17 protein-coding genes and 3 tRNA genes are annotated in these 23,305 nt (G+C 70.1%); 15 read left to right on the forward strand and 5 right to left on the reverse strand.

The window, feature by feature from the left end:
• Positions 1-5 precede the first annotated feature (5 nt).
• From NFX31_RS03810 to NFX31_RS03825, 4 genes are all read right to left on the reverse strand, one after another.
• Positions 6-1,430, reverse strand: coding sequence for a rhamnulokinase (locus NFX31_RS03810; protein WP_262956823.1), 1,425 nt, complete (start codon positions 1,428-1,430; stop codon positions 6-8).
• Entirely contained in the window at positions 1,427-3,481 is a 2,055-nt protein-coding gene (locus NFX31_RS03815) for a bifunctional aldolase/short-chain dehydrogenase (RefSeq protein WP_262956824.1), read from the reverse strand. Before NFX31_RS03815 ends, NFX31_RS03810 begins: the two co-directional genes overlap by 4 nt.
• A 115-nt stretch (positions 3,482-3,596) precedes the next feature.
• Positions 3,597-4,763, reverse strand: coding sequence for an L-rhamnose isomerase (gene rhaI / locus NFX31_RS03820; protein ID WP_262957244.1), 1,167 nt, complete (start codon positions 4,761-4,763; stop codon positions 3,597-3,599).
• Positions 4,757-7,537, reverse strand: a complete 2,781-nt coding sequence (locus NFX31_RS03825) for an alpha-L-rhamnosidase (protein ID WP_262956825.1) — start codon at positions 7,535-7,537, stop codon at positions 4,757-4,759. The genes rhaI and NFX31_RS03825 overlap by 7 nt, the downstream gene beginning before the upstream one ends.
• 224 nt (positions 7,538-7,761) lie before the next feature.
• Here NFX31_RS03825 and NFX31_RS03830 point away from each other — a divergent pair, with 224 nt between their 5' ends.
• The 15 genes from NFX31_RS03830 (at position 7,762) to NFX31_RS03900 (ending at position 21,026) form a co-directional block, all read left to right on the forward strand.
• Positions 7,762-9,072 carry an MFS transporter gene (locus NFX31_RS03830; protein ID WP_045248904.1) on the forward strand — a complete coding sequence of 437 codons (1,311 nt, stop codon included), beginning with the start codon at positions 7,762-7,764 and terminating at the stop codon, positions 9,070-9,072.
• 34 nt (positions 9,073-9,106) lie between these two features.
• The gene (locus NFX31_RS03835; protein WP_262956826.1) at positions 9,107-11,350 is read left to right on the forward strand and encodes a glycoside hydrolase family 78 protein; all 2,244 of its coding nucleotides are present in this window, start codon (positions 9,107-9,109) and stop codon (positions 11,348-11,350) included.
• A gap of 91 nt (positions 11,351-11,441) precedes the next feature.
• Positions 11,442-12,446, forward strand: coding sequence for a LacI family DNA-binding transcriptional regulator (locus NFX31_RS03840; RefSeq protein ID WP_045248906.1), 1,005 nt, complete (start codon positions 11,442-11,444; stop codon positions 12,444-12,446).
• Positions 12,447-12,554: 108 nt separating this feature from the next.
• Positions 12,555-12,636, forward strand: a tRNA-Tyr gene (locus NFX31_RS03845).
• A 219-nt stretch (positions 12,637-12,855) separates the two neighbouring features.
• Positions 12,856-13,350, forward strand: coding sequence for an FBP domain-containing protein (locus NFX31_RS03850; protein WP_045248912.1), 495 nt, complete (start codon positions 12,856-12,858; stop codon positions 13,348-13,350).
• A 106-nt stretch (positions 13,351-13,456) separates the two neighbouring features.
• Positions 13,457-14,248 carry an enoyl-CoA hydratase/isomerase family protein gene (locus tag NFX31_RS03855; RefSeq protein WP_091478253.1) on the forward strand — a complete coding sequence of 264 codons (792 nt, stop codon included), beginning with the start codon at positions 13,457-13,459 and terminating at the stop codon, positions 14,246-14,248.
• A 112-nt stretch (positions 14,249-14,360) separates the two neighbouring features.
• A complete protein-coding gene (locus NFX31_RS03860) occupies positions 14,361-15,362 on the forward strand; it encodes a hypothetical protein (RefSeq protein ID WP_262956827.1) in 1,002 nt (333 codons plus the stop codon).
• Positions 15,359-16,153 (forward strand): inositol monophosphatase family protein, encoded by a 795-nt coding sequence (locus NFX31_RS03865; RefSeq protein WP_262956828.1) that lies wholly within the window; start codon positions 15,359-15,361, stop codon positions 16,151-16,153. The genes NFX31_RS03860 and NFX31_RS03865 overlap by 4 nt, the downstream gene beginning before the upstream one ends.
• A 108-nt stretch (positions 16,154-16,261) precedes the next feature.
• A tRNA-Thr gene (locus tag NFX31_RS03870) sits at positions 16,262-16,333 on the forward strand.
• 24 nt (positions 16,334-16,357) lie between these two features.
• Positions 16,358-16,431 (forward strand) — tRNA-Met (locus tag NFX31_RS03875).
• A gap of 134 nt (positions 16,432-16,565) precedes the next feature.
• Positions 16,566-16,805 carry a PLD nuclease N-terminal domain-containing protein gene (locus NFX31_RS03880; RefSeq protein ID WP_262956829.1) on the forward strand — a complete coding sequence of 80 codons (240 nt, stop codon included), beginning with the start codon at positions 16,566-16,568 and terminating at the stop codon, positions 16,803-16,805.
• A gap of 240 nt (positions 16,806-17,045) precedes the next feature.
• Positions 17,046-18,551 carry a tyrosine-protein kinase domain-containing protein gene (locus NFX31_RS03885; RefSeq protein ID WP_262956830.1) on the forward strand — a complete coding sequence of 502 codons (1,506 nt, stop codon included), beginning with the start codon at positions 17,046-17,048 and terminating at the stop codon, positions 18,549-18,551.
• A 110-nt stretch (positions 18,552-18,661) separates the two neighbouring features.
• On the forward strand, positions 18,662-19,048 hold the full coding sequence (locus tag NFX31_RS03890; RefSeq protein ID WP_262956831.1) for a hypothetical protein: 387 nt from the start codon (positions 18,662-18,664) through the stop codon (positions 19,046-19,048).
• A gap of 153 nt (positions 19,049-19,201) precedes the next feature.
• On the forward strand, positions 19,202-19,993 hold the full coding sequence (locus tag NFX31_RS03895) for a COG4705 family protein (protein ID WP_045250713.1): 792 nt from the start codon (positions 19,202-19,204) through the stop codon (positions 19,991-19,993).
• 391 nt (positions 19,994-20,384) lie between these two features.
• Positions 20,385-21,026 carry a hypothetical protein gene (locus NFX31_RS03900; RefSeq protein ID WP_262956832.1) on the forward strand — a complete coding sequence of 214 codons (642 nt, stop codon included), beginning with the start codon at positions 20,385-20,387 and terminating at the stop codon, positions 21,024-21,026.
• A 29-nt stretch (positions 21,027-21,055) separates the two neighbouring features.
• Here the strand turns inward: NFX31_RS03900 and NFX31_RS03905 are convergent, their stop codons facing one another.
• Positions 21,056-22,981 carry a BglG family transcription antiterminator gene (locus tag NFX31_RS03905; protein WP_338101489.1) on the reverse strand — a complete coding sequence of 642 codons (1,926 nt, stop codon included), beginning with the start codon at positions 22,979-22,981 and terminating at the stop codon, positions 21,056-21,058.
• Positions 22,982-23,305: the final 324 nt, after the last annotated feature.

Below are 23,305 nucleotides of genomic sequence, written 5' to 3' on the forward strand. Positions count from 1 at the left end.
CGAGCTCAGGGACGCGGCACGTAGCGCACCGGGGCGTGCGTGCGGAGCACGACGTCGCGCAGCTCCTCCAGGGACGCATCGCGGCCGAACACGCCTGCCGCCCGGGCCTGCACGAGCACGTTCCCGAGGGCGGTCGCCTCCACCGGGCCGGCGAGCACGGGGAGGCCCGTGCGGTCGGCGGTCTCCTGGCAGAGCAGGCCATTGAGCGCGCCTCCGCCGATGAGGTCGATCGCGTCGAGGGAACGGCCGGAGAGCGCGGCCGCCGCGCGGACGGCGTCGGCGAACGCCTGTGCGATCGAGGCGACGATCATACGCGCGAACCCGGCCCGGTCGCCGGGTGGTTCCTCGCCCGTCGCGCGGACGAGCGCCGCGATGCGGGCGGGCATATCGCCGGGGGCGCTGAGGGAGGGGTCCTCCGTGTCGAACAGCACGGTCGGCGCCGCGGCGGCGGCCGCCTGCAGGAGCGCCGGGAGGTCGATCGAGGCGCCATCCTCCGCCTCCCAGGTGCGCACGGTCTCGCTCAGCAGCCAGAGGCCGGTGACGTTGTGCAGGAACCGGATCCGTCCGTCGACGCCGAGTTCATGGGTGAAGCCGGCGGCGCGCGCCTCCTCGGTGAGCACCGGAGCCGCGAGCTCGACGCCGACCAGTCCCCAGGTGCCGCACGAGATGTACGCGGAGTCGGGAGAGGCGAGCGGCGCGGCGACGACCGCCGAGGCGGTGTCGTGCGATCCGACGGCGATGACGGGGAGATCCGCGCCGATCCGGGCGGCGAGCTCGGGACGCAGCCGCCCGATCCGCTCGCCTGGCTCGACCAGCGCGGGCAGCAGCGCAGGGCGGATCCCGATCCTCTCGGCCAGCGCGACGTCCCATTCGCGGTCGTGCACGCGGAGAAGCCCGGTCGTCGAGGCATTGGTGCGCTCGGCGACGCGCGCTCCGGTGAGGCGATGCGCGAGCAGGTCGGGCACGAGCAGCAGGGTGTCGGCGTCGGCGGCCCGCTCGTCGGCGGCGAGCTGATACAGCGAGGTGAAAGCCAGGAACTGCAGGCCGTTGCGGGCGTACAGGTCGCCGAACGGGATCCGCGCATGCACGGCCTCCACGCCGCGGGCCGTGCGCGCGTCCCGGTAGTGGAACGGCTCGGCGAGGAGCGCATCGTCGCGGAGGAGGCCGTAGTCGACGGCCCACGTGTCGATGCCGATGCTCTCGATCGCGGGTTCCCGGCGCACGGCCTCGGCGAGAGCGTCGATGACGTGCTCCGCGAGGGCCTCGAAGTCCCAGTGCAGCCCGTCCTCGCGCTCGACGGGTCCGTTCGGGAACCGGGCGACCTGCTCCAGGTCGAGCCGATCGCCGCCGACACGGCCGATCATGACGCGGCCGCTGGTCGCGCCGAGATCGACGGCGGCGAACGCCCGGACGGGCGGCGGTGGGGTCATCGGAGGAAGGCGGCGGCGACGCCGGAGTCGACGGGGATGTGCAGGCCGGTGGTGCGGGTGAGGTCGGGGCCGGTGAGCACGGACACGGCGTCGGCGACGTTCTCGGGCACGACTTCGCGTTTGAGGATCGTGCGGTTCGCGTAGTACTGGCCGAGGTCTTCTTCCTTGACGCCGTAGGTCGCGGCGCGGTTCGCGCCCCAGCCGGACGCGAAGATCCCGGATCCGCGGACGACGCCGTCGGGGTTGATGCCGTTGACGCGGATGCCGTGCTCGCCGAGCTCGACGGCGAGCAGGCGCACCTGGTGGGCCTGGTCGGCTTTGGTGGCGGAGTAGGCGATGTTGTTCGGTCCGGCGAAGACGCTGTTCTTGGACGAGATGTAGACGATGTCGCCGCCGAGGCGCTGGTCGATGAGGATCCGCGCCGCAGCCTTCGAGACGAGGAAGGATCCCTTGGCCATCACGTCGTGCTGCAGATCCCAGTCCGCCTCGGTCGTCTCCAGCAGGGGCTTGGACAGGGACAGGCCGGCGTTGTTGACGACGAGGTCGACGCCCCCGAACGCGAGCACCGCCTCGTCCAGCGCGGCCTGGACCGCGGCCGCGTCGGCGACGTTGACGGCGACGCCGATCGCGACGTCGGCGTCGCCGAGCTCGGCGGCCGCGGCGCGGGCCTTGTCGAGGTCGAGGTCGGCGATCACGACGCAGGCGCCCTCGGCGGCGAGGCGGGTCGCGATGGCCTTGCCGATGCCGGACGCGGCGCCGGTGACGAACGCGATCCGTCCCTGGTGGGAGCGCGGCTTCGGCATCCGCTGCAGCTTGGCCTCTTCGAGCGCCCAGTACTCGATGCGGAACTTCTCCGCGTCCGAGATCGGGGAGTACGTGGAGACGGCTTCGGCGCCGCGCATCACGTTGATCGCGTTGACGTAGAACTCTCCGGCGACGCGGGCGGTCTGCTTGTCCTTGCCGTAGGAGAACATGCCGATCCCGGGGATGAGGACGATGAGCGGATCCGCGCCCCGGATCGCGGGACTCCCGGTCCCTGAGCCTGTCGAAGGGACCGCGTGCGCGTCGTAGTAGGCCTGGTAGTCGGCGCGGTACTCCTGGTGCAGCTCGGTGAGGCGGGCGCGCTGCTCCTCGACCGTCGCCGTGGCGGGCAGGTCCAGGATCAGGGGCTTCACCTTGGTGCGCAGGAAGTGGTCGGGGCAGCTGGTGCCCAGGGCGGCGAGGGCGGGAGCCTTCTCCGCGGCGAGGAAGTCGAGCACCACGGGGGCGTCGGTGTAGTGCCCGACCATGGGGTGATCGGTCGAGACGAGCCCGCGGATGGTGGGCGCGAGCGCCGCGGCACGCGCGTGCCGGTCCGTCTCGGGGAGCGCCTCGAACCCGGCGCGGATGCCCCCGAACGGGGCGGGCGCGCCGTGCTCGGCGATGTATGCGGCCGCGGTCTCGATGATCCAGAGCGAGTTCGCCTCCGCCTCCTCGGACGTGTCGCCCCACGCGGTGATCCCGTGCCCGCCGAGGATGCAGCCGACCGAGTCCGGATTGTCGGCCTTGATCCGGGCGATGTCCAGGCCCAGCTGGAAACCGGGACGCCGCCACGGCACCCACGCCACCTTCCCTCCGAAGATCCGCGCGGTGAGCGCCTCCCCGTCCGCGGCGGTCGCGATCGCGATCCCGGAATCGGGGTGCAGGTGGTCGACATGCGCGGCGTCGACGAGCCCGTGCATCGCCGTGTCGATCGACGGTGCCGCGCCGCCTTTGCCGTGCAGGCAGTAGTCGAACGCGGCGACCATCTCGTCCTCCCGGTCCACACCCGGATACACGCCCTGCAGCGCCCGCAGCCGGTCCAGTCGCAGCACCGCCAGCCCCTGCTCCGTGAGGGTGCCCAGATCGCCGCCCGAGCCCTTCACCCACAACAGCTCCACGGGCTCACCGGTCACGGGATCCGTGTCCGTCCCCTTCGCGGACGTGTTCCCGCCCGCATAGTTCGTGTTCTTCGGGTCGGCGCCCAGACGGTTGCTCCGCGCGATCAGGGCGGCGGCGGTCGGGTTGGTCATGGTTCTCTCCAGGGGGATCCGTGTTATTCATTCCGTCTATTTGCGTCAAACGGTGGGTTTCGGGCCGTGAAACCCACCGTTTGACGCAAATAGACGTGGGCGAGGAGGGAGGCGCTCAGGCGCCCCAGCCGGCCTGGGTGCCGCCGACGCGCTCGGCGGCGATGCGCTCCAGGTAGCCGGAGCCCAGGAACGCCGCCATCGGGTCGGCGGGCAGGCCGCGCTGCTCGCGCCAGGCGGCGAGGGCGGGGCGCACATCGGTGTAGAACGCGTCCATGAGCACCGCGTTGGCGGCGAGCACGTCGTTGGCGCGCTGGGCGGCGGCGAGGGCGTCGCGGTCGATGAGCAGGGCGCGGGCGGTCATCTCCTGCACGTTCAGCACCGAGCGGATCTGGCCCGGGATCTTCGCCTCGATGTTGTGGCACTGGTCGAGCATGAACGCCACGTCGGGATTGCCGAACCCGCCGCCGCGGATCACCTCCGCGAGGATGCGGAACAGCTGGAACGGATCCGCAGCGCCGACGATCAGGTCGTCGTCGGCGTAGAAGCGCGAGTTGAAGTCGAAGGATCCGAGCTTGCCGAGGCGCAGCAGCTGCATCACGATGAACTCGATGTTCGTGCCGGGGGCGTGGTGACCGGTGTCCAGGCACACCATCGCCCGCTCGCCGAGCGCCGCCACCTGCGCGTAGCTCGTGCCCCAGTCGGGCACGTCGGTGTGATAGAACGACGGCTCGAAGAACTTGTACTCGAGCACGAGGCGCTGCTCGTCGCCGAGGCGCGCGTAGATCTGCTGCAGCGAGTCCTGCAGCCGGTCCTGACGGGCGCGCATGTCGTTCTGACCGGGGTAGTTGGACCCCTCCGCGAGCCAGATCTTGAGATCCCGCGACCCGGTCCGGTGCATCACATCGATGCAGGCGAAGTGGTGGTCGATGGCCTTCTGCCGGATCCGGTCGTCCTCGTGCGTGAGGGCCCCGAACTTGTAGTCCTCGTCCTGGAACGTGTTCGAGTTCACCGTCCCGAGCGCGACGCCCAGGTCCTCCGCGTGGCGGCGCAGGTCGTCGAAGGAATCGACGAGATCCCACGGGATGTGCAGCGCCACGGTGGGGGCGAGCGCCGTGTGGGCGTGCACCTGCGCCGCATCGGCGATCTTCTCGTACGGGTCGCGGGGCGTGCCGGGCGTGCCGAACACCCGGAAGCGGGTGCCGGAGTTGCCGAACGCCCAGCTCGGCAGCTCGATCGCCTGCGTCTCGAGCGCGGACAGGATCTCGGGGGACAGGGTCATGATGCGCTGCCTTCTTCGGTGCGGGCGGCGCGCAGCGTGTGCGTGCCAGGGGTGAGTTCGGTGGGCCCGTCCAGCGTCCAGCCCGGGGCCAGTGCGACCTCGGCGATGACGCCGAGCGGGATCTCGACGGTCAGACGCGCCTCGGCGCCGGTACGGGTCCAGTCCACGGCGATCCGGCCGGCGGGAGCGTCCACGTGCGCCTGGCAGTGGTCGAGCACGCCGTCGAGGTCGGGCGCGATGCGGGTGCGCCGGTAGCCGGGCTCGAGGAGCTCGATGCCCGCGAGGCGCCGCATCATCCAGTCGACCACGCAGCCGAAGGCGTAGTGGTTCATCGACATCCGCTCGACCGTGCCGTCCTCGTGCACGGCGTTCCACGCCTCCCAGATGGTGGTGGCGCCGTGGTCGACCTCGTACAGCCATGAGGGCGCCGTGTCCTGCACGAGCAGCGCCCGCGCGAGGTCGGCATGACCCTCATCCCACAGCACGTCCAGCAGGAACGGGACGGAGACGAACCCGGTGTCCAGATGCACCCCCGCCTCCTGCACGAGCTCGACCAGGCGGGCCACCGCGCGCGGGCGGATCTCGTCGGGCACGGCGTCGAACGCGAGGGCGAGCACGGCGATGCCCTGCATGTCGGGGCCGATCCGCCCGTCGTCGCCCACGTACTCCGCGGCGAAGGCGGCACGCACCGCCGCCGCGTGCTCACGCGCCTGCGCAGCGGTCACGGCATCTCCGAGCGCCTCGGCGGAGGCGGCGTAGAGGTCCAGGGAGCGGATCTGGAACAGGGGGCCGGTGAGCTCCGCGGTCAATTGCGGTGCGAGCATGATCGCCGAGAACTCGTCGAGCCCTGCGGCCTCGGGCCGGGATCCGTCGAGCGTGGACGGCGCCAGCCAATCGCCGAAGTTCATCCGGCCGTTCCAGAGCAGGCGCTGCCGGGCGAGCCGCTCGGGGGAGAGCGAGGCAGGATCGAGCCCTGCCGGGAGCGAGGCCGCGGCGCCGGCGGTCTGGTGCTCGACCCAGGTGCGCATCGCCTCGAGGTTGTCGCGCAGGAACCGCGGATCGCCGTAGTGGCGGTACAGCTCCCACGGGGCGATCGTGATCGCGTCGCTCCATCCCGCCGCGTCGCTGATGTCGCCGAGGCCCGCGTTCGGGCGGTCCGGATCGTCCATGGCCGGCGGCATCGGCACGATGATGGGCACGATGCCGCCGTGCGCGTCCTGGTCGACGCGCACGTTGCGCAGCCAGCGGTCGAGGAACGCGGCGACGCCCATCAGGGTCGCCGCGGTCGGCGCGAAGATCTGCAGGTCGCCGGTCCAGCCGGCCCGTTCGCGTTGCGGGCAGTCGGTCGGCACCGCGAGGAAGTTGGAGCGCTGCGACCAGATCGTGTTCTCCACCAGGCGGTCCAGCCGCGCGTGGGACGAGGAGAACGAGGCGGTCTGCGCGAGGTCGTTGGCGATGACGACCGCGGTGAAGTCCTCGGGCTCGGGCGTTCCGGGGTAGCCGATCAGCTTGACGTAGCGGAACCCGTGGAACGTGAACAGCGGCTCCCACTCCTCGCCCTCGGGGCGGCCGGCGAGCACGTACTCGTCGGCCTGGTCCTTGTTCACGCCGAGGATGTTGTCGAGGAAGTTGCCCTCCGCGTCGATGACCTCGGCGTGCTCCAACCGCACGACCGTTCCGCGCTCGCCGCGGACGCGCATCCGCACGCGCCCCGCCATGACCTGACCGAAGTCGATCACGGTCTCGCCGGCCGGCGTCGTCAGGATGCGCTGCGCCGGCAGTTCGCGGACGCGCCGGATCGGCTCTCCGACGAACGGCACGAGGGGCACGGAGACGGGGAGGAGCGCGCACGGCGTCCACCCCTCGGACGCCTCGGCGTCGGCGGACGGCTCATCCCAGCCCGGCATCTCGGCACGCGCGTCGTGGCGCTCGCCGATGAAGATGTCCGACCAGTCGATGGGCCCGCGGGAGCTGCGCACGGAGGCATCCGGGCGGATCACGTGTCGGCTGCCGTCCGGGAGGTCCACCTCCAGGCGCCAGGTGGCGCGGAGGATGTCGCCATACTGTGCGCTGCGCCCGAGGATCGAGATCCGGCCGGCGTACCAGCCGTCGCCGAGGATCACGCCGAGCACATTGGCGCCTTCGCGCAGCAGCGAGGTGACGTCGTGCGTCATGACCGAGATCTCGTGCTGGTAGCTCTCGTAGCCGGGGGCGAGCAGTCCGTCCCCGGCGGGGCGGCCGTTCAGCGAGGGCTGATGCACGCCCTGGCTGCTGATGCGCAGTCGCGCCGACACCGGTGTCGCGGGGAGGTTGAAGGCCTGCCGGAGGTGCCGCGGCGGGTGCAGGCGCTCACCGGGCGGCGCGGCGTCGGCGGCAGGCGCGAAGACCTCGGGGCCGATCTCGAGGGGCCCCTCGGCGAGCACGCGCTCCTGCACCGGCTCCGCCCAGGGCGCGTCCCAGTCGGCGAGCCCGATGCCGAAGCCGGCCGACGCCTCGACCTCCGCGCCGTCCGCATCGCGCACGGCGAGGTGCCAGCGGTAGTCCGAGCCGGGGGCTCCCTCGAAGTCGACGGCTTCGAGCGCGGTCGCGTCCGAGTCGATCCATCCGGAGTCGTGCGCCACGGCGCCGTCAGCGGCGGTGATGCGGATCCGGTGCGCGCGGGGCGCGGATGCCGTTCCCTCTGCGCGCACCCGCCAGGTGAGCCGCGGCGTGACGCGGCGCAGGGCGAGAGGATTCTCCAGGTGATCCGCGCGGAGGTCGGAGAGGACGAGGGGCATCGACGGGGCTCCTTTGCTCTGAATCGATTCAAAAACTGAGGTCGACGATACGTCCTGCGAAGTCCGTCGTCAAGCTGACCGGATTCTGGCGGAGCCGTCAGTCGGAAACAGTTTCGTGCAACGGGGGTTGTGAATCGATTCAAGGCTTGCTAGCGTGCAGACACCCCGGATCCGCAGCGCCCCTCGGCCGCCGCGCACCGCCTCGTCCCGTTCAAAGGAGAACCATGACCGTCGAGTCCCCCGCCGTCCGCCAGCCGAACCCGTGGTGGGTCGGCGTCGTGTGCGGCATGGCGTCGTACATCGATGCCGCCACGATCGTCGCGACCGGCATCGCCCTCGTCATCTATCAGCACACGATCGGCATCACGCCGGACCAGATCGGCATCCTGTCCGGTATGCTCACGCTCTCGATCGCCATCGGCGCGATCTTCGGCGGCCGGCTGGGCGACGCGTTCGGTCGTCGTCGGGTCTTCCTCGTGACGATGCTCGTCGTCATCGTCGGGATCGCCCTGCTCGTCTTCGGCTCGTCGTTCCCCGCACTGCTCGTCGGCGTCGTCTTCGCGGGACTCGGCACGGGAGCGGATCTGCCGGTGTCGCTCTCGACGATCTCCGAGGCGGCCTCCGAGAAGAACCGCGGCGCGATCATCGGCCTGTCCAACATCCTGTGGGTCGTCGGCATCCTCGGCACCATCGTGATCGCGACCTTCGCCGGCGGACTGGGCCGCATCGGCGGGCAGCTCTTGTTCGGTCAGGTCGGCATCATCGCGGCGCTCGTCTTCCTCGCCCGCCTCACGATCCCCGAGTCGCCGTTCTGGCTGGCCGCCCGTGACGAGCGCCGTCGCGGCGTGGTCACGGTCCGCGCCGACCGCGCATCGGTGCGCGACCTCCTGCGCAAGCCCTACCTCGCGCCGTTCCTCGCCCTGCTGGTCTTCTACGCGCTGACCAACGTGGGCGCGAACACCGGCGGTCAGTTCGGCACCTACCTCGCGGTGAACGTCGCGGGCATCCCCGTCGAGACGAACTCGGCGATCGGCCTGCTCTCGTTCCCGATCGGCCTGCTCGCGGGGCTGTGGTTCATGCGCATCGTCGACGGCAAGCACCGCATGACCTACTTCGTGTTCGGAGCGATCGTGCTGCTGCTCGGCTACCTGACGCCGGCGGTGCTGGGCTTCAGCCTGCCCACGATCATCGCGATGAACCTGTTCATGGGCGTCGGCGGTGCGTTCGCGTTCGAGGGGATCATGAAGGTGTGGACTCAGGAGTCGTTCCCCACGCTGCTGCGCACGACCGCGCAGGGCGCGGTCATCGCCGTGGCCCGCGTCGTGGCGGCTCTGCTCGCGTTCGTCACGCCCGCCCTCATCGCGGTCAGCCCGCAGGGGCTGTACGCGGTGCTCAGCGGCGTCGTCGCGGTGGGGCTGATCGTGGCCTGGTTCGCCTTCCGCAAGGCGGGGGAGAGCCAGTTCGTCACGGAGTCGCTGCGCACGGTCGCCGTCGAGCCCGAGCCCGAGGCGGACGCGGCCCCGGTCGAGTCCTGATCCCCCTGCACGCCCACGATCCGGAAGGACCGAGATGGAAAACCCGCTGACCCACGCCGACTTCCTCACCGCGGAGGCCCCGCGCGAGGCCGCGATCCGCTTCCGGCGCACCATCGTGCCCGAGCAGCCGCGCGAGGAGGTGGTCTCCGCCAGGCTCGTCGCGACCGCGCTGGGGGTGTACGAGGCCCGTCTGGACGGCGCTCCCGTCTCGGACTCGGTGCTCGATCCGGGCTGGAACGCGTACGAGTGGCGGCTGCCGTTCCAGACGTGGGACGTCACGGATGCGGTGCGCGGCGGATCCGGGGAGCTCTCCCTCGACGTGCTGGTGGGCAACGGCTGGTACCGCGGCGACCTGGGCTTCGAGGGGGCGAACGCCAACTACGGGGAGCAGATCGCCCTCGCCCTCGCTCTGGAGCTCGTGTTCGAGGACGGCGCGGTGCAGACCGTCCTGACCGATCCGTCCTGGCGTGCAGAGACCACCGAGGTGCTGCGCAACTCGCTGTACAACGGCGAGACGATCGACGCCCGCCTGCGCGGAGAGCCGGGGGAGGAGCTCGCCGTCTCGACGGTCGACGTCGATCGCAGCCGGCTCATCGCGCAGGCGGGGCCTCCCGTGCGCCGCCAGGAGACGCTTCGGCCGGTGCGGATCTGGACGTCGCCCGCCGGGCGCACGCTCGTCGACTTCGGCCAGAACCTCGTCGGCTGGATCCGCGCGAGCCTGCAGGGGCCGCGCGGGACCGAGATCGTGCTGCGGCACGCCGAAGTGCTCGAGGACGGCGAGCTGGGCACGCGGCCGCTGCGCGCTGCTAAGGCGACCGATGTGTTCGTGCTCTCCGGCGGCGAGGACGTGTTCGAGCCGACGCTCACCTTCCACGGCTTCCGCTATGCCGAGGTCACAGGCTGGCCCGGAGAGCTGCGCCCGGAGGATCTGGAGGCCGTCGTCGTGCACTCCGAGATGCGCCGCCTCGGCTCCTTCGAATGCTCGGACCCGCTGGTCACCCAGCTCGTGCGCAACTCGGTGTGGGGACAGAAGGGCAATTTCCTCAGCGTCCCCACCGACTGCCCGCAGCGGGATGAGCGGCTGGGCTGGACGGGCGACATCGCGGCCTACGCGGCCTCGGCCTCGTTCCAGTTCGACACGTCCGACTTCCTGCACGACTGGCTCGAGGATCTGCACGCGGAGACCCGTCACTCCTCGGCGGGGATCGTTCCGATCGTCGTGCCGGACGTTCTCAAGTACGCGCACTTCGGTGACGACTTCGCCTTCCCCGCCCTCGGTGCGACGGCCATCTGGGGCGATGCCGCGGTGTGGGTGCCCGAGGCGCTGTGGTGGGCCTACGGCGATCGCGATCGGCTGGCGGCGCACTACCCGGCGATGGTGCTGCATCTCGAGTCGGTGGAGCGTGCGCTCTCGCCGAGCGGGCTGTGGGACGAGGGCTTCCAGTTCGGCGACTGGCTGGATCCGGATGCGCCCCCGGAGAACCCGGCCGCGGCGAAGGCGGATCCGCATGTCGTCGCGACCGCGTGCCTGTACCGGTCGGCCTCGTTCGCGGCGGAGGCGGCGGAGATCCTCGGGAAGGCCGCCGATGCGGAGCGCTGGCGGGCTCTGGCGGAGCGCACGCGCACCGCGTTCCAGGAGCACTACGTGGAAGCCGGCCGGGTGCGCTCGGACTGCGTCACGGTCTACGCCCTGGCGATCTGCTTCGGGCTCCTCGACGACGTCGATCGCGAGAAGGCGGCCGACCGGCTGGCCGAGCTCGTGCGCGCCGGCGACTACCGGGTCACGACCGGTTTCGCGGGCACCCCGTTCGTCACCTGGGCGCTCTCCGACACCGGTCACGTGGAGGATGCGTACCGCCTGCTGCGGGAGAAGGAGAACCCGTCCTGGCTCTACCCGGTGACGATGGGCGCGACCACGGTGTGGGAGCGCTGGGACTCGATGCTTCCCGACGGATCCATCAATCCCGGGGAGATGACGAGCTTCAACCACTACGCGCTCGGCGCGGTCGTCGACTGGATCCACCAGGTCGTCGGAGGCGTCCGGCCCGCCGAGCCCGGTTACGCCAAGGTGCGCATCGAGCCGGTCCCCGGGCCGGGCATCACCTGGGCGCGCACCCGCTACGAATCCGCGGCGGGCGAGATCGCCGCCCACTGGAGCACCGAGGACGAGGGGTTCGTGCTCGACGTGCGGATCCCCGACGGGGTCCCCGCGGAGATCGTGCTCCCGGGAGGGGCGGCGCATGAGGTCGTCGGAGGCGAGCACCGCTTCGTCGCGTGACGCGCGGCCGCGCCCCGATCTGCGGGCGCGGCCCGCCCCGGCTCCGGCCGAGGGATGCCCTAGGCTCGCTGTGCGAGAGAAGGGGGCGGCGATGGTCGTGAGCGTCCGGGAAGTGGCCGAGGACGCCGGTGTGTCCGTCGGCACCGTCTCGAACGTCTTGAACCGTCCGGAGCGCGTCTCCGCCGAGACCGTGTCCCGGGTGCAGGCGTCGATCGCCCGCCTCGGCTACGTGCGCAACGACGCGGCGCGGCAGCTCCGCGCGGGGCGCAGCCGCACGATCGGGCTGGTGGTGCTCGACATCCGCAACCCGTTCTTCGCCGAGGTGGTGCGCGGCGCCGAGCAGCGCGCCGACGAACACGGCCTGTCGGTCCTCGTCGCGAACAGCGATGAGGACGCCCGTCGCGAGGGCCTGCTGCTCGACCTCTTCGAGGAGCAGCGGGTCGCGGGCGTGCTCATCACGCCCGTCGCCGACGCCCTGCCGCGACTGCAGCAGATGCGCGAGCGCGGCACGCTCAGCGTGCTCGTGGACCGCGAGACGAGCGATCCCGGCTTCTCCTCGGTCGCCGTCGACGATGTGGAGGGCGGCAGGATCGCCGCCGCGCACCTGCTCGAGGCCGGCCGTCGCCGCCCGGCCTTCGTCGGCGGGCCCGTGTCCCTCCGCCAGGTCTCGGATCGCCTCAGCGGCGCGCAGGCGGTCGCCGCGGAGGCGGGGGTGGGACTCGAGTTCATGGCAACCGGCGCGCTCAGCGTGGAGGAGGGGCGCCGGGCCGGTCGCCTGCTCATGGAGCGGCCGGTCGCGCAGAGGCCGGATGCGATCTTCGCCGCGAACGATCTGCTGGCGCTGGGGATCCTGCAGAGCCTGGTGATGGCCGGCGACGTGCGGGTCCCGCAGGACATCGCCCTCATCGGCTACGACGACATCGACTTCGCCGAGGCGGCGGTGATCCCGCTGAGCTCGATCCGTCAGCCGGCGGGCCTCATCGGGTCCACCGCCGTCGACCTGCTGCTGGGTGCCGCCGACGTCGGATCCGCTGCCGCGGAGCGCGTGCTCTACCGTCCGGAGCTGGTCGCGCGCGCCTCCACGCTCGGCGTCTGAGCGACGCGCCGACGCGCCTTGTCGGGCTCGATTTCCGGTGACCGTATCCGCCGGGTATGCTTGATCTTCGCGCCCCCGGTCGGCTGAAGAAGCGGGGCGGGCGTGCATGGCGAGTTGCCCGAGCGGCCAAAGGGAGCTGACTGTAAATCAGCCGCGGAATGCTTCGGGGGTTCGAATCCCTCACTCGCCACCCCAGACGGAAGGCCCTCGCACTGCGGGGGCCTTCCGCCGTTCGGTGGGTCGTTCAGGCGGTTCGTCGTGTAAGCCGGCCAGACGGTCAACGTCTTCGGTGATGATGCGGATCGATGCGAACCCCACAGCGGTTTCCGCTCCTCAGGCCGCGCGGCGCGACGAGTTCATCCTCCGCCCGGCCACCGGCATCGTCGACGGCGTTCCTAGACTGGAGGCCATGCATGCCCTCACCGAAGACCAGCTCCGGGCGTCCTTCCGCAACGCCGAGCCCGATGAGGTCGCCGAGATCGCGATGCCGCACGACCTGCTCCTCGCTGAGTGGGACTATCTCGACTTCTTCGCCTGGCGGGATCCGATCGCCGCGCGCAGCGGCTACATCGTGATCGAGCAGGACGGGGAGGCGGTGGGGATCGTGCTCCGCGCGGCGGATCCGTCCCGCGTGCGCTCGGGCATGTGCAACCTCTGCCACACGATGCAGCCCGGCAACCAGGTCGCCCTGTTCGCGGCCCGCCGCGGCGGGCCCGAGGGGCGGAAGGGGTCGGTCGTCGGCACCTACATCTGCGCCGACCTGTCCTGCCACGAGAGCGTCCGGCTGGCGCCGCCGCTCGCGCCCAACGAGATCCGCGCGGAGCGGCTCGCCGATCGGCGCCTCGACGGCACCCACCGCCGGGTGCACGCCTTCGTCGCCTCGGTCCTCGGCGACTCCGCCTGAACCTCAGGCTCACGAAGTCTGGGACTCGGTGCCATGATCCGCCGAGCGCGGGTAGGCTGAACGGGCGGTCGACGGCCGCGCGATCGCCGCTGATCTAAGGAGCCCCATGTCCGAGCCGCTGCTCTACCGTGTCGAGGACGGCCTCGCCAGGATCACCCTGAACCGCCCGCAGCGGCTCAACGCCTTCAACGCCGAGCTGGCGCATGCCTGGGCCGAGACCACCGCGGCCGCGGTGGCGGACAGCGCGGTGGGCGCGATCCTGATCGAGGGCGAGGGGCGCGCGTTCTGCGCCGGCGGCGACGTCATCGACATGGCGACGGGCATGGGCGGCCCCGACGAGATCGAGCGCCTCGCCCAGGTGATCCACTCCGGCATCTCCTCCCTGGTCTCGTCCTCGGTGCCTGTCGTGGCCGCCGCGCACGGCACGACGGCGGGCGGAGGGCTGGGTATCCTGCTCGCGAGCGACTACGCGGTGGTCGGATCCGACTCGCGCTTCGGCAGTCTCTACGCCAACGTCGGCTTGACGCCCGACCTGTCGGTCAGCGCGCAGCTGGCCGCCGCCGTCGGACAGCGGCGCGCCCTGCAGCTGCTGCTCACCGACCGCATGCTCACCGCCGAAGAGGGCGTGGAGTGGGGCATCGCGGCCGAGGCGGTGGGGGAGGGCGACGCGCCTGCGATCGCCGCGGCGGTGCGCGCCCGCGCCGAGGAGATCGCTCGCTTCTGGCTCTCCGGGGCGTTCGGTGCGTACGGACAGGCGAAGCGTCTCGTCCGCTCGCGGCCCGAGCGCTCCTTCGCCGGGCAGCTCGATGAAGAGGCGCGCAGCATCGCCGCGGCCTTCAGCGGTGCCGAGGCGCAAGGATTGATCGCAGCGTTCGCCCAGCGGTCGGCCGCGCGCTGACGCATCGCTCCGCACAACCGCGCGCGCACGCCGCTTCTCCACCGTCGACGCTTCATCCTGAGCCCGCCGCATCCGGCATGCGAGGATGAAGGCACGACAGACGGGGGATCCCATGGCGAACACGACGACGCCGGCGAAGTCCGGACCGAACACCTCCTTGCTCATCCGCGGGGCCATCTGGATCGCGATCGGCGCACTCATCGCGGCTGCGCTGGTGTGCGTGGTCTGGGTGCTGATCGGAGACCAGCAGGGTCTCATCGGCCGCGCCTTCCTCACGATCCTGCTGCTCGCGGGCTTCGCCGCGATCGCGATCCTCGAGGCGAGCCTCGCGCCCCACCGCGAGGACTGGCTGGCCCTGCTCAGCATGATCTCGTGGATCGTCGCGCTGCTGGTCGGCGCGGTCAAGATCTGGCTCCCCGACCACACGCTCTTCTTCGGCGGGATCGAGCGGTTCTTCCACCTCGTGCTCGTCGTCGCCATCCTGCAGCTCGCGCTGCTGCACGTCCGGCTGTTCCAGAAGGCCGCAGCCCGTCATGAGACCACGTTCACGCGCGCGATCGTGTGGGTGACGTACGCGTTCCTTGCGTCCCTGGTCGCGATGCTGGTGTTCTACCTGACCTTCCCGCACACGTTCCACTACGACGAGCTGTACTGGAGGATCGTGGTGGCCCTCACGATCCTCACCGCGGTCGGGACGATGCTGATCCCGCTGCTCAACGCCCTGTTCGCCCCGAAGCGTCCGGCGCAGGTCGCGGCCGCCCCGCACCCGGCCGCGTACCCGGCTCCTCAGCCTCAGCTGCAGGCGTGGCCGACCTTCGCCGACGGCCGCACGCCCCTGCCGATCCTCCCGGACGGCACGCCCGACTGGAACGCCTATTACACGGGTATCCCCTCTCCCGGCGCCACGATCCCCGGTCAGGCGGCCCCGGCGACGGTTGCCGCGCCGGCCGAGCTCGCGGCGCCGGCGCCCCAGCCGTTCTCCGGTGGGCATGGACTCGAAGGGGCGGGTTCCTCGGGCGGTGCAGCGCCGTCGAGTCCGGAGCGCGGCGGCGAGGCCCCGGGCTTCCCGCAGGCTCCGCCGGCCCCGCCGATCGCACCTCCGTCCGCGTCGTGAGTGCCGCGGAACTCCGCGAGCTCGCCGCGGACATCGCCAGAGAGGCAGGGGATCTGGCTCGCCGGCGGCGCGACGAGGGGGTCTCGATCGCGGCGAGCAAGTCGACCCTCGCCGACATCGTCACCGAGGCCGACCGCGAAGTCGAGGTCCTGATCCGTGCGCGGCTCGACGCCGAACGGCCGGGCGACGGCTTCCTCGGAGAGGAGTCCGGTGGCGGCGAGGGCACCACCGGCATCACCTGGGTCGTGGATCCCATCGACGGCACCGTCAACTACGCCTCGGGCATCCCGCTGTACGCCGTGAGCATCGCCGCGGTCGAAGGCGGTGCGGATCCCGACGGCTGGAACGCGGTCGCCGGCGTCGTGCACTCACCGGTCGTCGGCGAGACGTTCTCCGCCGCGCGCGGAGAAGGCGCGCACGTGAACGGGGTGCGACTGCGCGTCGCCGAACCGGGCCCCGCGGGCGCGCTGCTGGCGACCGGCTTCGGATACGACCCGTCCACCCACGCCGGCGACCTCGCAACCGTGGGTCGGGTGATGCCGATCGCCCGCGATCTGCGGCGTGGGGGGAGCGCAGCGACCGATCTCGCGTACGTGGCCGCCGGGCGTCTCGACGGCTACTTCGAGCGAGGGCTCTCGCCGTGGGACTTCGCGGCGGGCGCGCTGCTCGTGCAGGAGGCCGGCGGGGTGTTCCTGCGTCCCGAGGGGCGTGAGGTGGCCCGTCGGCTGAACCTCGCGGGCGGTGCGGGTGTGGTCGAGGAACTGCGGCGGAGGATCCTCGACGCCGGTTGAGCGCGGCCCTCTGGAGGGTGGACACGCCCGTGTGACGCAAGCGTCGCCTCGATTCGGTGGCGCGCCGAATCTTTGGTATTCTCGACTGGTTGCCCGCGAGGGCAGCACGCCCCGATAGCTCAGTGGCAGAGCACTTCCATGGTAAGGAAGGGGTCGTCAGTTCAATCCTGACTCGGGGCTCGCAGTATCCATCGGATGCCGTGCGGCAGGGTAGCTCAGTTGGTGAGAGCGCACGACTCATAATCGTGAGGTCGCGGGTTCAAGCCCCGCTCCTGCTACCGATCGAAACCCCCGGATCTCCGGGGGTTTTCTCGTTCCCGGAGACGTCCGAATCGCCGCCCGCGCGCATCGAGCTCCTGTTCGTCTCGCCGGTCCGCTCCTGCCTGACGCGTCGATGTCGTAGCGTGAGCGCATGAGTCCGCACAATCCGCTTCTGCCGGACGCCTACGACGTGGCGTGGACCGTGTTCACCGTGCTGCTCATCGCGTTGACCGTTACCGCCCTGACCTCCCTGATCCGACGAGCGCACCGGCTCTCGTCGATGAGGGCGATGGTGTGGGCCGTCGTGATCATCGCCGCGCCCGGACTCGGGGCGGCGGCCTGGTTCGGTGTCGGCCGGCGCTCGCCTACGGAACGGTCCGAAGAGGGATAGCTCTCCGCACGAAACCGGAGCAGCCTCGCGCACGCCTTCTCCCTTCCTCGGGCGGCACCGGAGCGCAGAGATCGAGTTCCGTCTGTTTCGCGACACCTCATGATCCGAGTTCGCGACATGTCTCCTCTGAAGGGGCGCGACAGAAGAACCCGGAGCGCTGCAAGTTTCAGAATCGACGGAGGGTACTTTTCCTCATCGATGCGGGTTCGCCTCGTCTGGTGAATAACGAGGGGCGGACTGATGGATCTGCGTGAATATCTCCGGGTGTTCCGAGCGCACTGGCTCGGGATGGTCCTCATCGCTTTCCTCGGCGTCGCCGTCGCGTTCGGGTGGAGTCTGCTGCAGCCGAAGGCGTATACGGCCGACGCCTCCGCGATCGTGCAGGCGGCCTCCTCATCGACCGGCCCGTCGTCGGATCTGAGCTCGGCCATGCTCGGGAACACTCTGACCGCGGGTCGTGTCAAGACCTATGTCACGCTCGGTCAGTCCCGCGCTGTCGCTCAGGGAGTCATCGACGACCTCCACCTCAGCGCCAGTCCCGAGCAGCTCGTCACCAAGGTCGCCGTCACCAATGTCGTCGACACCGTCAATCTGCAGGTGACCGTCACGGCGAGCACGCCGGAGATGGCGCGCAGCATCGCGGAGGCGTGGGTGAAGTCCATGGCTTCCGAAGTGAATCGCCTCGAAACGGGCGACCCCGACAGACAGGGGGCGGTGTTTTTGAGTCCGATTGATTCGGCGCGTTTGCCGGATGCGCCGTCGTCGCCGAATACGCGGTTGGCGTTGGCGTTGGGGGCGTTGGTGGGTTTGGCGGTCGCGGTGGGGTATGGCCTGTTGCGGTACACGTTGGATCGTCGGATTCGTTCGGTGGAGCAGGTGGAGCGGGAGACGGGTAAGCCTGTGGTGGGCACGATCCCGGAGGAGAAGTCGTTCACGGCGGATAACCGGTTGTTGCCGTTTGATGGGGGCTCGAGTCGGGGTAGTGAGGGTGCGCATCTGTTCGGTATCGGTGAGGCGATGCGGGAGTTGCGGACGAATCTGCAGTACATGGATGTGGATAATCCGCCGCGGATCATTGTGGTGACGAGTCCGTTGCCGGGTGATGGGAAGTCGACGATTTCGTCGAATCTGGCGGTGACGTTGGCGTCGAGTGGGCAGCCGGTGGTGTTGATCGATGGGGATCTGCGGCGTCCGATGGTGGATACGGTGTTCGGTTTGCCGAAGGGTGCGGGGATCTCGGATGTGCTTGCGGGGCGGGCGACGATCGCGGAGGTGGCGCAGCGGTTCGGTAATGGGCAGTTGTTGGTGGTGACGGCGGGGAAGGTGCCGCCGAATCCGAGTGAGGTGTTGGGGTCGGCGCGGATGCGGGAGTTGTTGAAGTCGATCGCGCGGGAGGCGATCGTAATCATCGATGCGCCGCCGTTGATTCCGGTGACGGACGCGGCCGTGCTCGCCCACAGCGCCGACGGCGCGATCATTGTCGGCACGGTGGGGAAGACGACGTTCGAGGTGTTGGGGAAGGCGATCGGGAATCTGGAGCGTGCGGGGGCGCGTGCTTTGGGTTTGGTGTTGAACAAGGTTCCGCGTCGGGGTAGTGGTGCTGCGTATTACGGGTATCAGTACCACGGGGATTATTACCGCAGTGATGAGCAGGAGCTGCCGTCCGGCACCGTACACGGCGACCTCCTTGCACCGACGAGACCGAGAGCGCCGCGCCGAGCGTCGAGGACGCGAGTCGGATCCTGATGCCACGGTTTCGCCGGTGGGCTTCGGACCCGGATCTCACCGCCTCGCGCGGGTACTCGAGATGCCCGGATGACCGCATGCGGATTCTGACTGTCCTTGGGATCGTGGCCATGGCACTGCTCACGACCTCGTGTTCTGGCACCGATTCTGAGATGGACGGCGCTCGCGCGTCGGTTCCGAGCGCCTCGCCCACCCCGAGCCCCACGGAGACCCTCGCATCGTCCACCGATCCGAAGTCCCGCGTCGAAACCGGGTCTCTCACGACGTGCGACGCCCAGGGGGTCGCGCAGTATCCCGAAGGCTTCGTCGCGCAACGCTCATCCGCGGCGCCCGACGGCGTCTGGGAGGGGGATCTCTACCGCCTCTCCTACCTGGCCACCGTGACGCTCCCGCCCGTCGCTCCCGACCTTCCTCCCGAGCAGCGGTTGGTGAAGATCGGCTGCGCCGTGGCGGAACGCGGCGGGGGCGTCGTCGTCATCAGCTGGTCTGCGACCTGACCGGGTGTCGTCCTCCGCAATGGACCGCCACGGACGCCGCGCGCTCGAGCGCCAAGCGCCTGCGGCTGTCAGCGCACGCCTAAACGCCGCCGATAGCGTCCTTGCGGATCCGCAGTCGGCGGGACGAGACGGGCCGCAGACCGGGGAGCGACCATGACCGGACATGACGACGCGCGAACGGCATCTCGCGTCCCCGATCCCACGGCCGGCTTCTGGCTGGCGAAGGCCGCGTCGACCGCGTTCGGTGAAGCGGCGTCGGACTTCTCGATTCATGTGATGCCGCCGGTGCTCGCTGTGCTTCTCGGCTTCGTGCTCTTCAGCGGAGCCCTCACCTGGCAGCTCACCCGCCGCCGTCATGTTCCGGGGGTGTATTGGCTCACCGTGGCGATGGTCGGGGTGTTCGGCACCATGGCCGCCGACGTGGTGCACGTCGTGATCGGGCTTCCGTATGCGGTGACGACGGTCGTCTACGCGCTCGCCCTGGGCGTCGTGTTCCTGCTGTGGTCGCGGATCGAGGGCTCCGTGTCGGTGCACGAAGTCCGCACGACGCGTCGAGAGCTGTTCTACTGGGCGGCCGTCGTGGCCACGTTCGCTCTCGGCACGGCCGCGGGCGACCTCGCGGCGGTGGGCCTCGGGCTGGGCTACGTGCCGTCGATCGTCCTGTTCGCCGTGCTCATCCTCGTTCCCGCTCTGGGGTTCCGGTTCCTGCGTTGGAACGGGACTCTCTCCTTCTGGGCGGCGTACGTGCTCACCCGGCCGCTCGGCGCCTCGATCGCCGACGCGCTCGGCAAGCCGACGACCGAGGGCGGCGTCGGGGTCGGTTCCGGTTGGGTCGCCCTGGGATGCGCGATCCTGATGGTCATCGTCGTCGCGACGATGCGTCGCTCTCGCAACGGCTCCGACCTCGAAACCGGCGCCCGCACAGTCCAGTCCCGGCCTGTCTGAGCTCGCATCGCACGCCGCCATCGTGGGTGTGATGCGGCCGGCGGAACTGTGGGACACCGGCCGCATCGGGCATCGGGGATACGGTGCCCAACGATCGTCAGCCACGTCCGATCCGAGATCGTCTGGGTAGCGGCTGATCCGTCGAATGAGGAGACCCGCGAACGCAGGGATTATTACGCGAGTCTCTGGACGCGATCTGCTGTCGACCGCGGTGCATCGACGAGCGGCCGCGAACTTCCGTATCCGCGGAAACAAACCGCTTGTCGAGCCGCCCCGCGGGGACGCCACACTGGGGGAGCCTTGGCCGCCCTGTGCGGGTCGGCTGACCCGAGAGAGAACATCCATGTCGATCCACCCGCTTGCTCCGATCAGTGACGGCGCGGGGCACGACGTGGCCCGGCCGATGAGAGCGTCGCGCACCCTGTCCTGGAAGAGATCCGAACGAGGCGACGGTCGGCTCGTCATCGAGACGTTGAAATGGACCAAGGGCGGCTCCGGCCGACGGGTGATCCATGAGGGGGACTTCTACGATCCGACCATCGATGGTCCTGTGCTGACGGCCGAGCGTCTGGCCGGCCGGGTGGTCGACACGCGGCGCTATGCCGAGGGAGAGCTGCTGACTCCCCGGAGACGTCTTCCCCGTGCGTCGGCCGAGGACGTGGATCGGCTTCTGTTCGACTACGGCTTTCGTGCAGGGGTCAACGGCGACGAACTGGTGCAGACCGTCGGGAGGATCTTCCGGCACTGGACGCTGACCGATGAGCAGCACAGGCAGCTGCTTCGTCGAGTGCTGCTGGCGGACGACCTGCTGATCCTCGGATCAGCGATCGATCCGCTGGGGCGCGATGTGATGCGTATCGGACGCGGTCCGTCTCCGCATGCGCCGACGGCCGCCCTGCTGGTTTCCCATCGTGTGCATCGCGTGGTCGGGCAGGAGCGGGTCGTCATCGACGAGGGGGGCATGACGCTGACCGCGTTCCGTCTCTGGGGCTTCCTCCACGAGGTCGGCGTGATCCCGGCTCGTCAGCGCTGACCGTGTTCCGACCGGGGAGCGCTGCCGGCTCACCGGTCGATGGCGGCGACGAGCTCATCGAAGAACACGGCGAACGTCCTGCCGCGGCGGACGATGCGCTGCACACTCTCGCCCTCGCTGAAGACCTCCGCGAGTTGTTCGAGCACGGTCTGAAAAGCCGCCCGATCGTTCCCGCTGAAGGCCGCGAATGCCACGACCTGTACCCGCCCGGAGCCCCATCGCACGGAACCGTCGGCGACGCCGATCGCTATCGCCGTCCGGCGTGCCGTCATCTGCAGGGCGTGAGGCACCGCCAACGCCGCCGTGAAGGCCGTCGACGAGATCTGCTCTCGGGCGATCGTGTTGTCGATGTAGGTCTGATCGACGACTCCCTCGTGGAGAAGGAGCGAACCCAGCTTCCGGATGATGACCTCCTCGCCGTCGTCGGGCAACGGATAGAGGAAGGCAGCCTCCGACAGATACCGGGAGAGCTCGGCGCGAAGACGACCGAGCCGTCTCGACCTCCGCACGCGCGCCGCGGCTCGTTGCGTCGTCTCGACGTCGGCCTCTGTCAGGAACGGGTGGATCCGCACGACGCGATCGGGTGGCAGCGGTGACGGAATGGTGCTCAGCACCAGGTCGGTCGTGAGGCTGTCCCAATCGGGATCGACTCGCGTGAGCACCTGGATCACATCGATGGCCACGCCCAACGAGCGGCCCACCCGCGACCGCAGGATCTCGTGGAGCTCGTAGTACCCCGGGCACACGATGGTGACGGTGACGACGTCGGCTGTGCGTCGCGCCTGCTCCAGGTGCCCGCCGATGTGCATCGCGAGATACGCGATCTCATCCTCATCCGACGGCAGACCCAGACGCCGATGAAGGTCGTCCGCGAAGGCGACGGCGATCTCGAAGAGCAGCGGGTATGCGCTCTTGAGGGTGCGAGTGAGCGGGTTTCGGGCCGTGGTCTGCTCGTTGACGCGCCGCCGCAGGTTCTGCACGTGCAAGGCCAGCCGCAGCAAGAACTGCTCGTCGTCCAACTCGACGGCGTACGCGCGTGCGACGTGAGCCGCCGCCGCACGCACGGCTCCGTGAACGTCCGCATCGATCAGTCCTGCCGCCTCGACTTTCGTCCTGCCGGGGGTCACCAGCCGAGAGAGCACGAGCCGTGCAAGATGGTCGAGATCTCCTTCCCCCAGTTCGAGTCCGAACGCGGTCTCGACGAGCTCCTGCAGGACGTGGGCGATCGCTGAGACCTCGGGATCCTTGGGCGCGCTCGGGGCATCGATCGGGTGGCCGGCCATGACGCGTTCGGCTGAGATCGCGATGTGGAGGAGCACATCGGAGATCGCGAGCTCGTTGACGTAGTAGCCGAGCGCGTCGAGGCTGCGGACGAGATCGACCTTGAAGGGGTCCATAGCCTGCGCTGACGGCCCGCGGCCGCCTCGCGTCCCGCGATAGGCGGCCGCGGGCTCGGCCGACGCGTCGAGCTCATCGTGTGCGAGGCGACTCAGCAGTCGCCGGCGCGCGATCTCGCTTCCCGACAGCCGAACGCGATCCCCGATCCGCCTCAGACTCAACGGCGTCCCCGCGAGCATCGCTCGGGCCCTGCCCAGGTCGGTCTCCAGGGTCGACTCGCTGATGAACAGCTCCGACGCCATCTCGAACACGTCGAAGCCCTCATCGACATCGACGAGCCGGCGCACAAGGACGTCACGACGTGCTCGAGGAGAGCTTCCGTACCCTCGGTCTCGCAGGCCTCGAGCCCCCTCAGCGGCACGATATCCGCCCGGACCCGATTCGATGACAAGGTCGGGACCCCGCGAGTTCAGCTCAGCCACGTAGTTGCGCACGGTGCGCGTCGTCACGCCGACGTGGTCCGCCAACCGCCGGGAACTGATCCAGCCGTTGTCTTCGATCAGGAGACCGAGCAACCGCTCCTTGCGCCCTGAAGACATCGTCCCCCAAATCGTCATGGTCCGAGAGAACCCCTCGCCCGCCGAAGCCCACCCATCCTGACAGCGGGCACGTGGCCGTGGACGGTCACAGGGACATTCGAGTTCTTCCGCGTGGGGGGAACGCGACAGATTGGTCGCGCGGCTGAATCAATCCGAGGATTGTTCCCGGGCGGGCCGACTTCGGCCCGGACCGCAGTTCCGGCGGCGGGCACCCTGCTTTGCCTTCCTTCCCAGGGTGAGGGTGCTGAGTCGCCGGATTCGACGCGCCGGATTGGGGACCATCCGGCGGCGTTCTCGGCTGCGGTTCCTCTTCGCTGAGGCCCTTGCGCGGCCGACCTCGGG

This window comes from Microbacterium azadirachtae (genome assembly GCF_025583665.1).
GTDB lineage: Bacteria > Actinomycetota > Actinomycetes > Actinomycetales > Microbacteriaceae > Microbacterium > Microbacterium azadirachtae.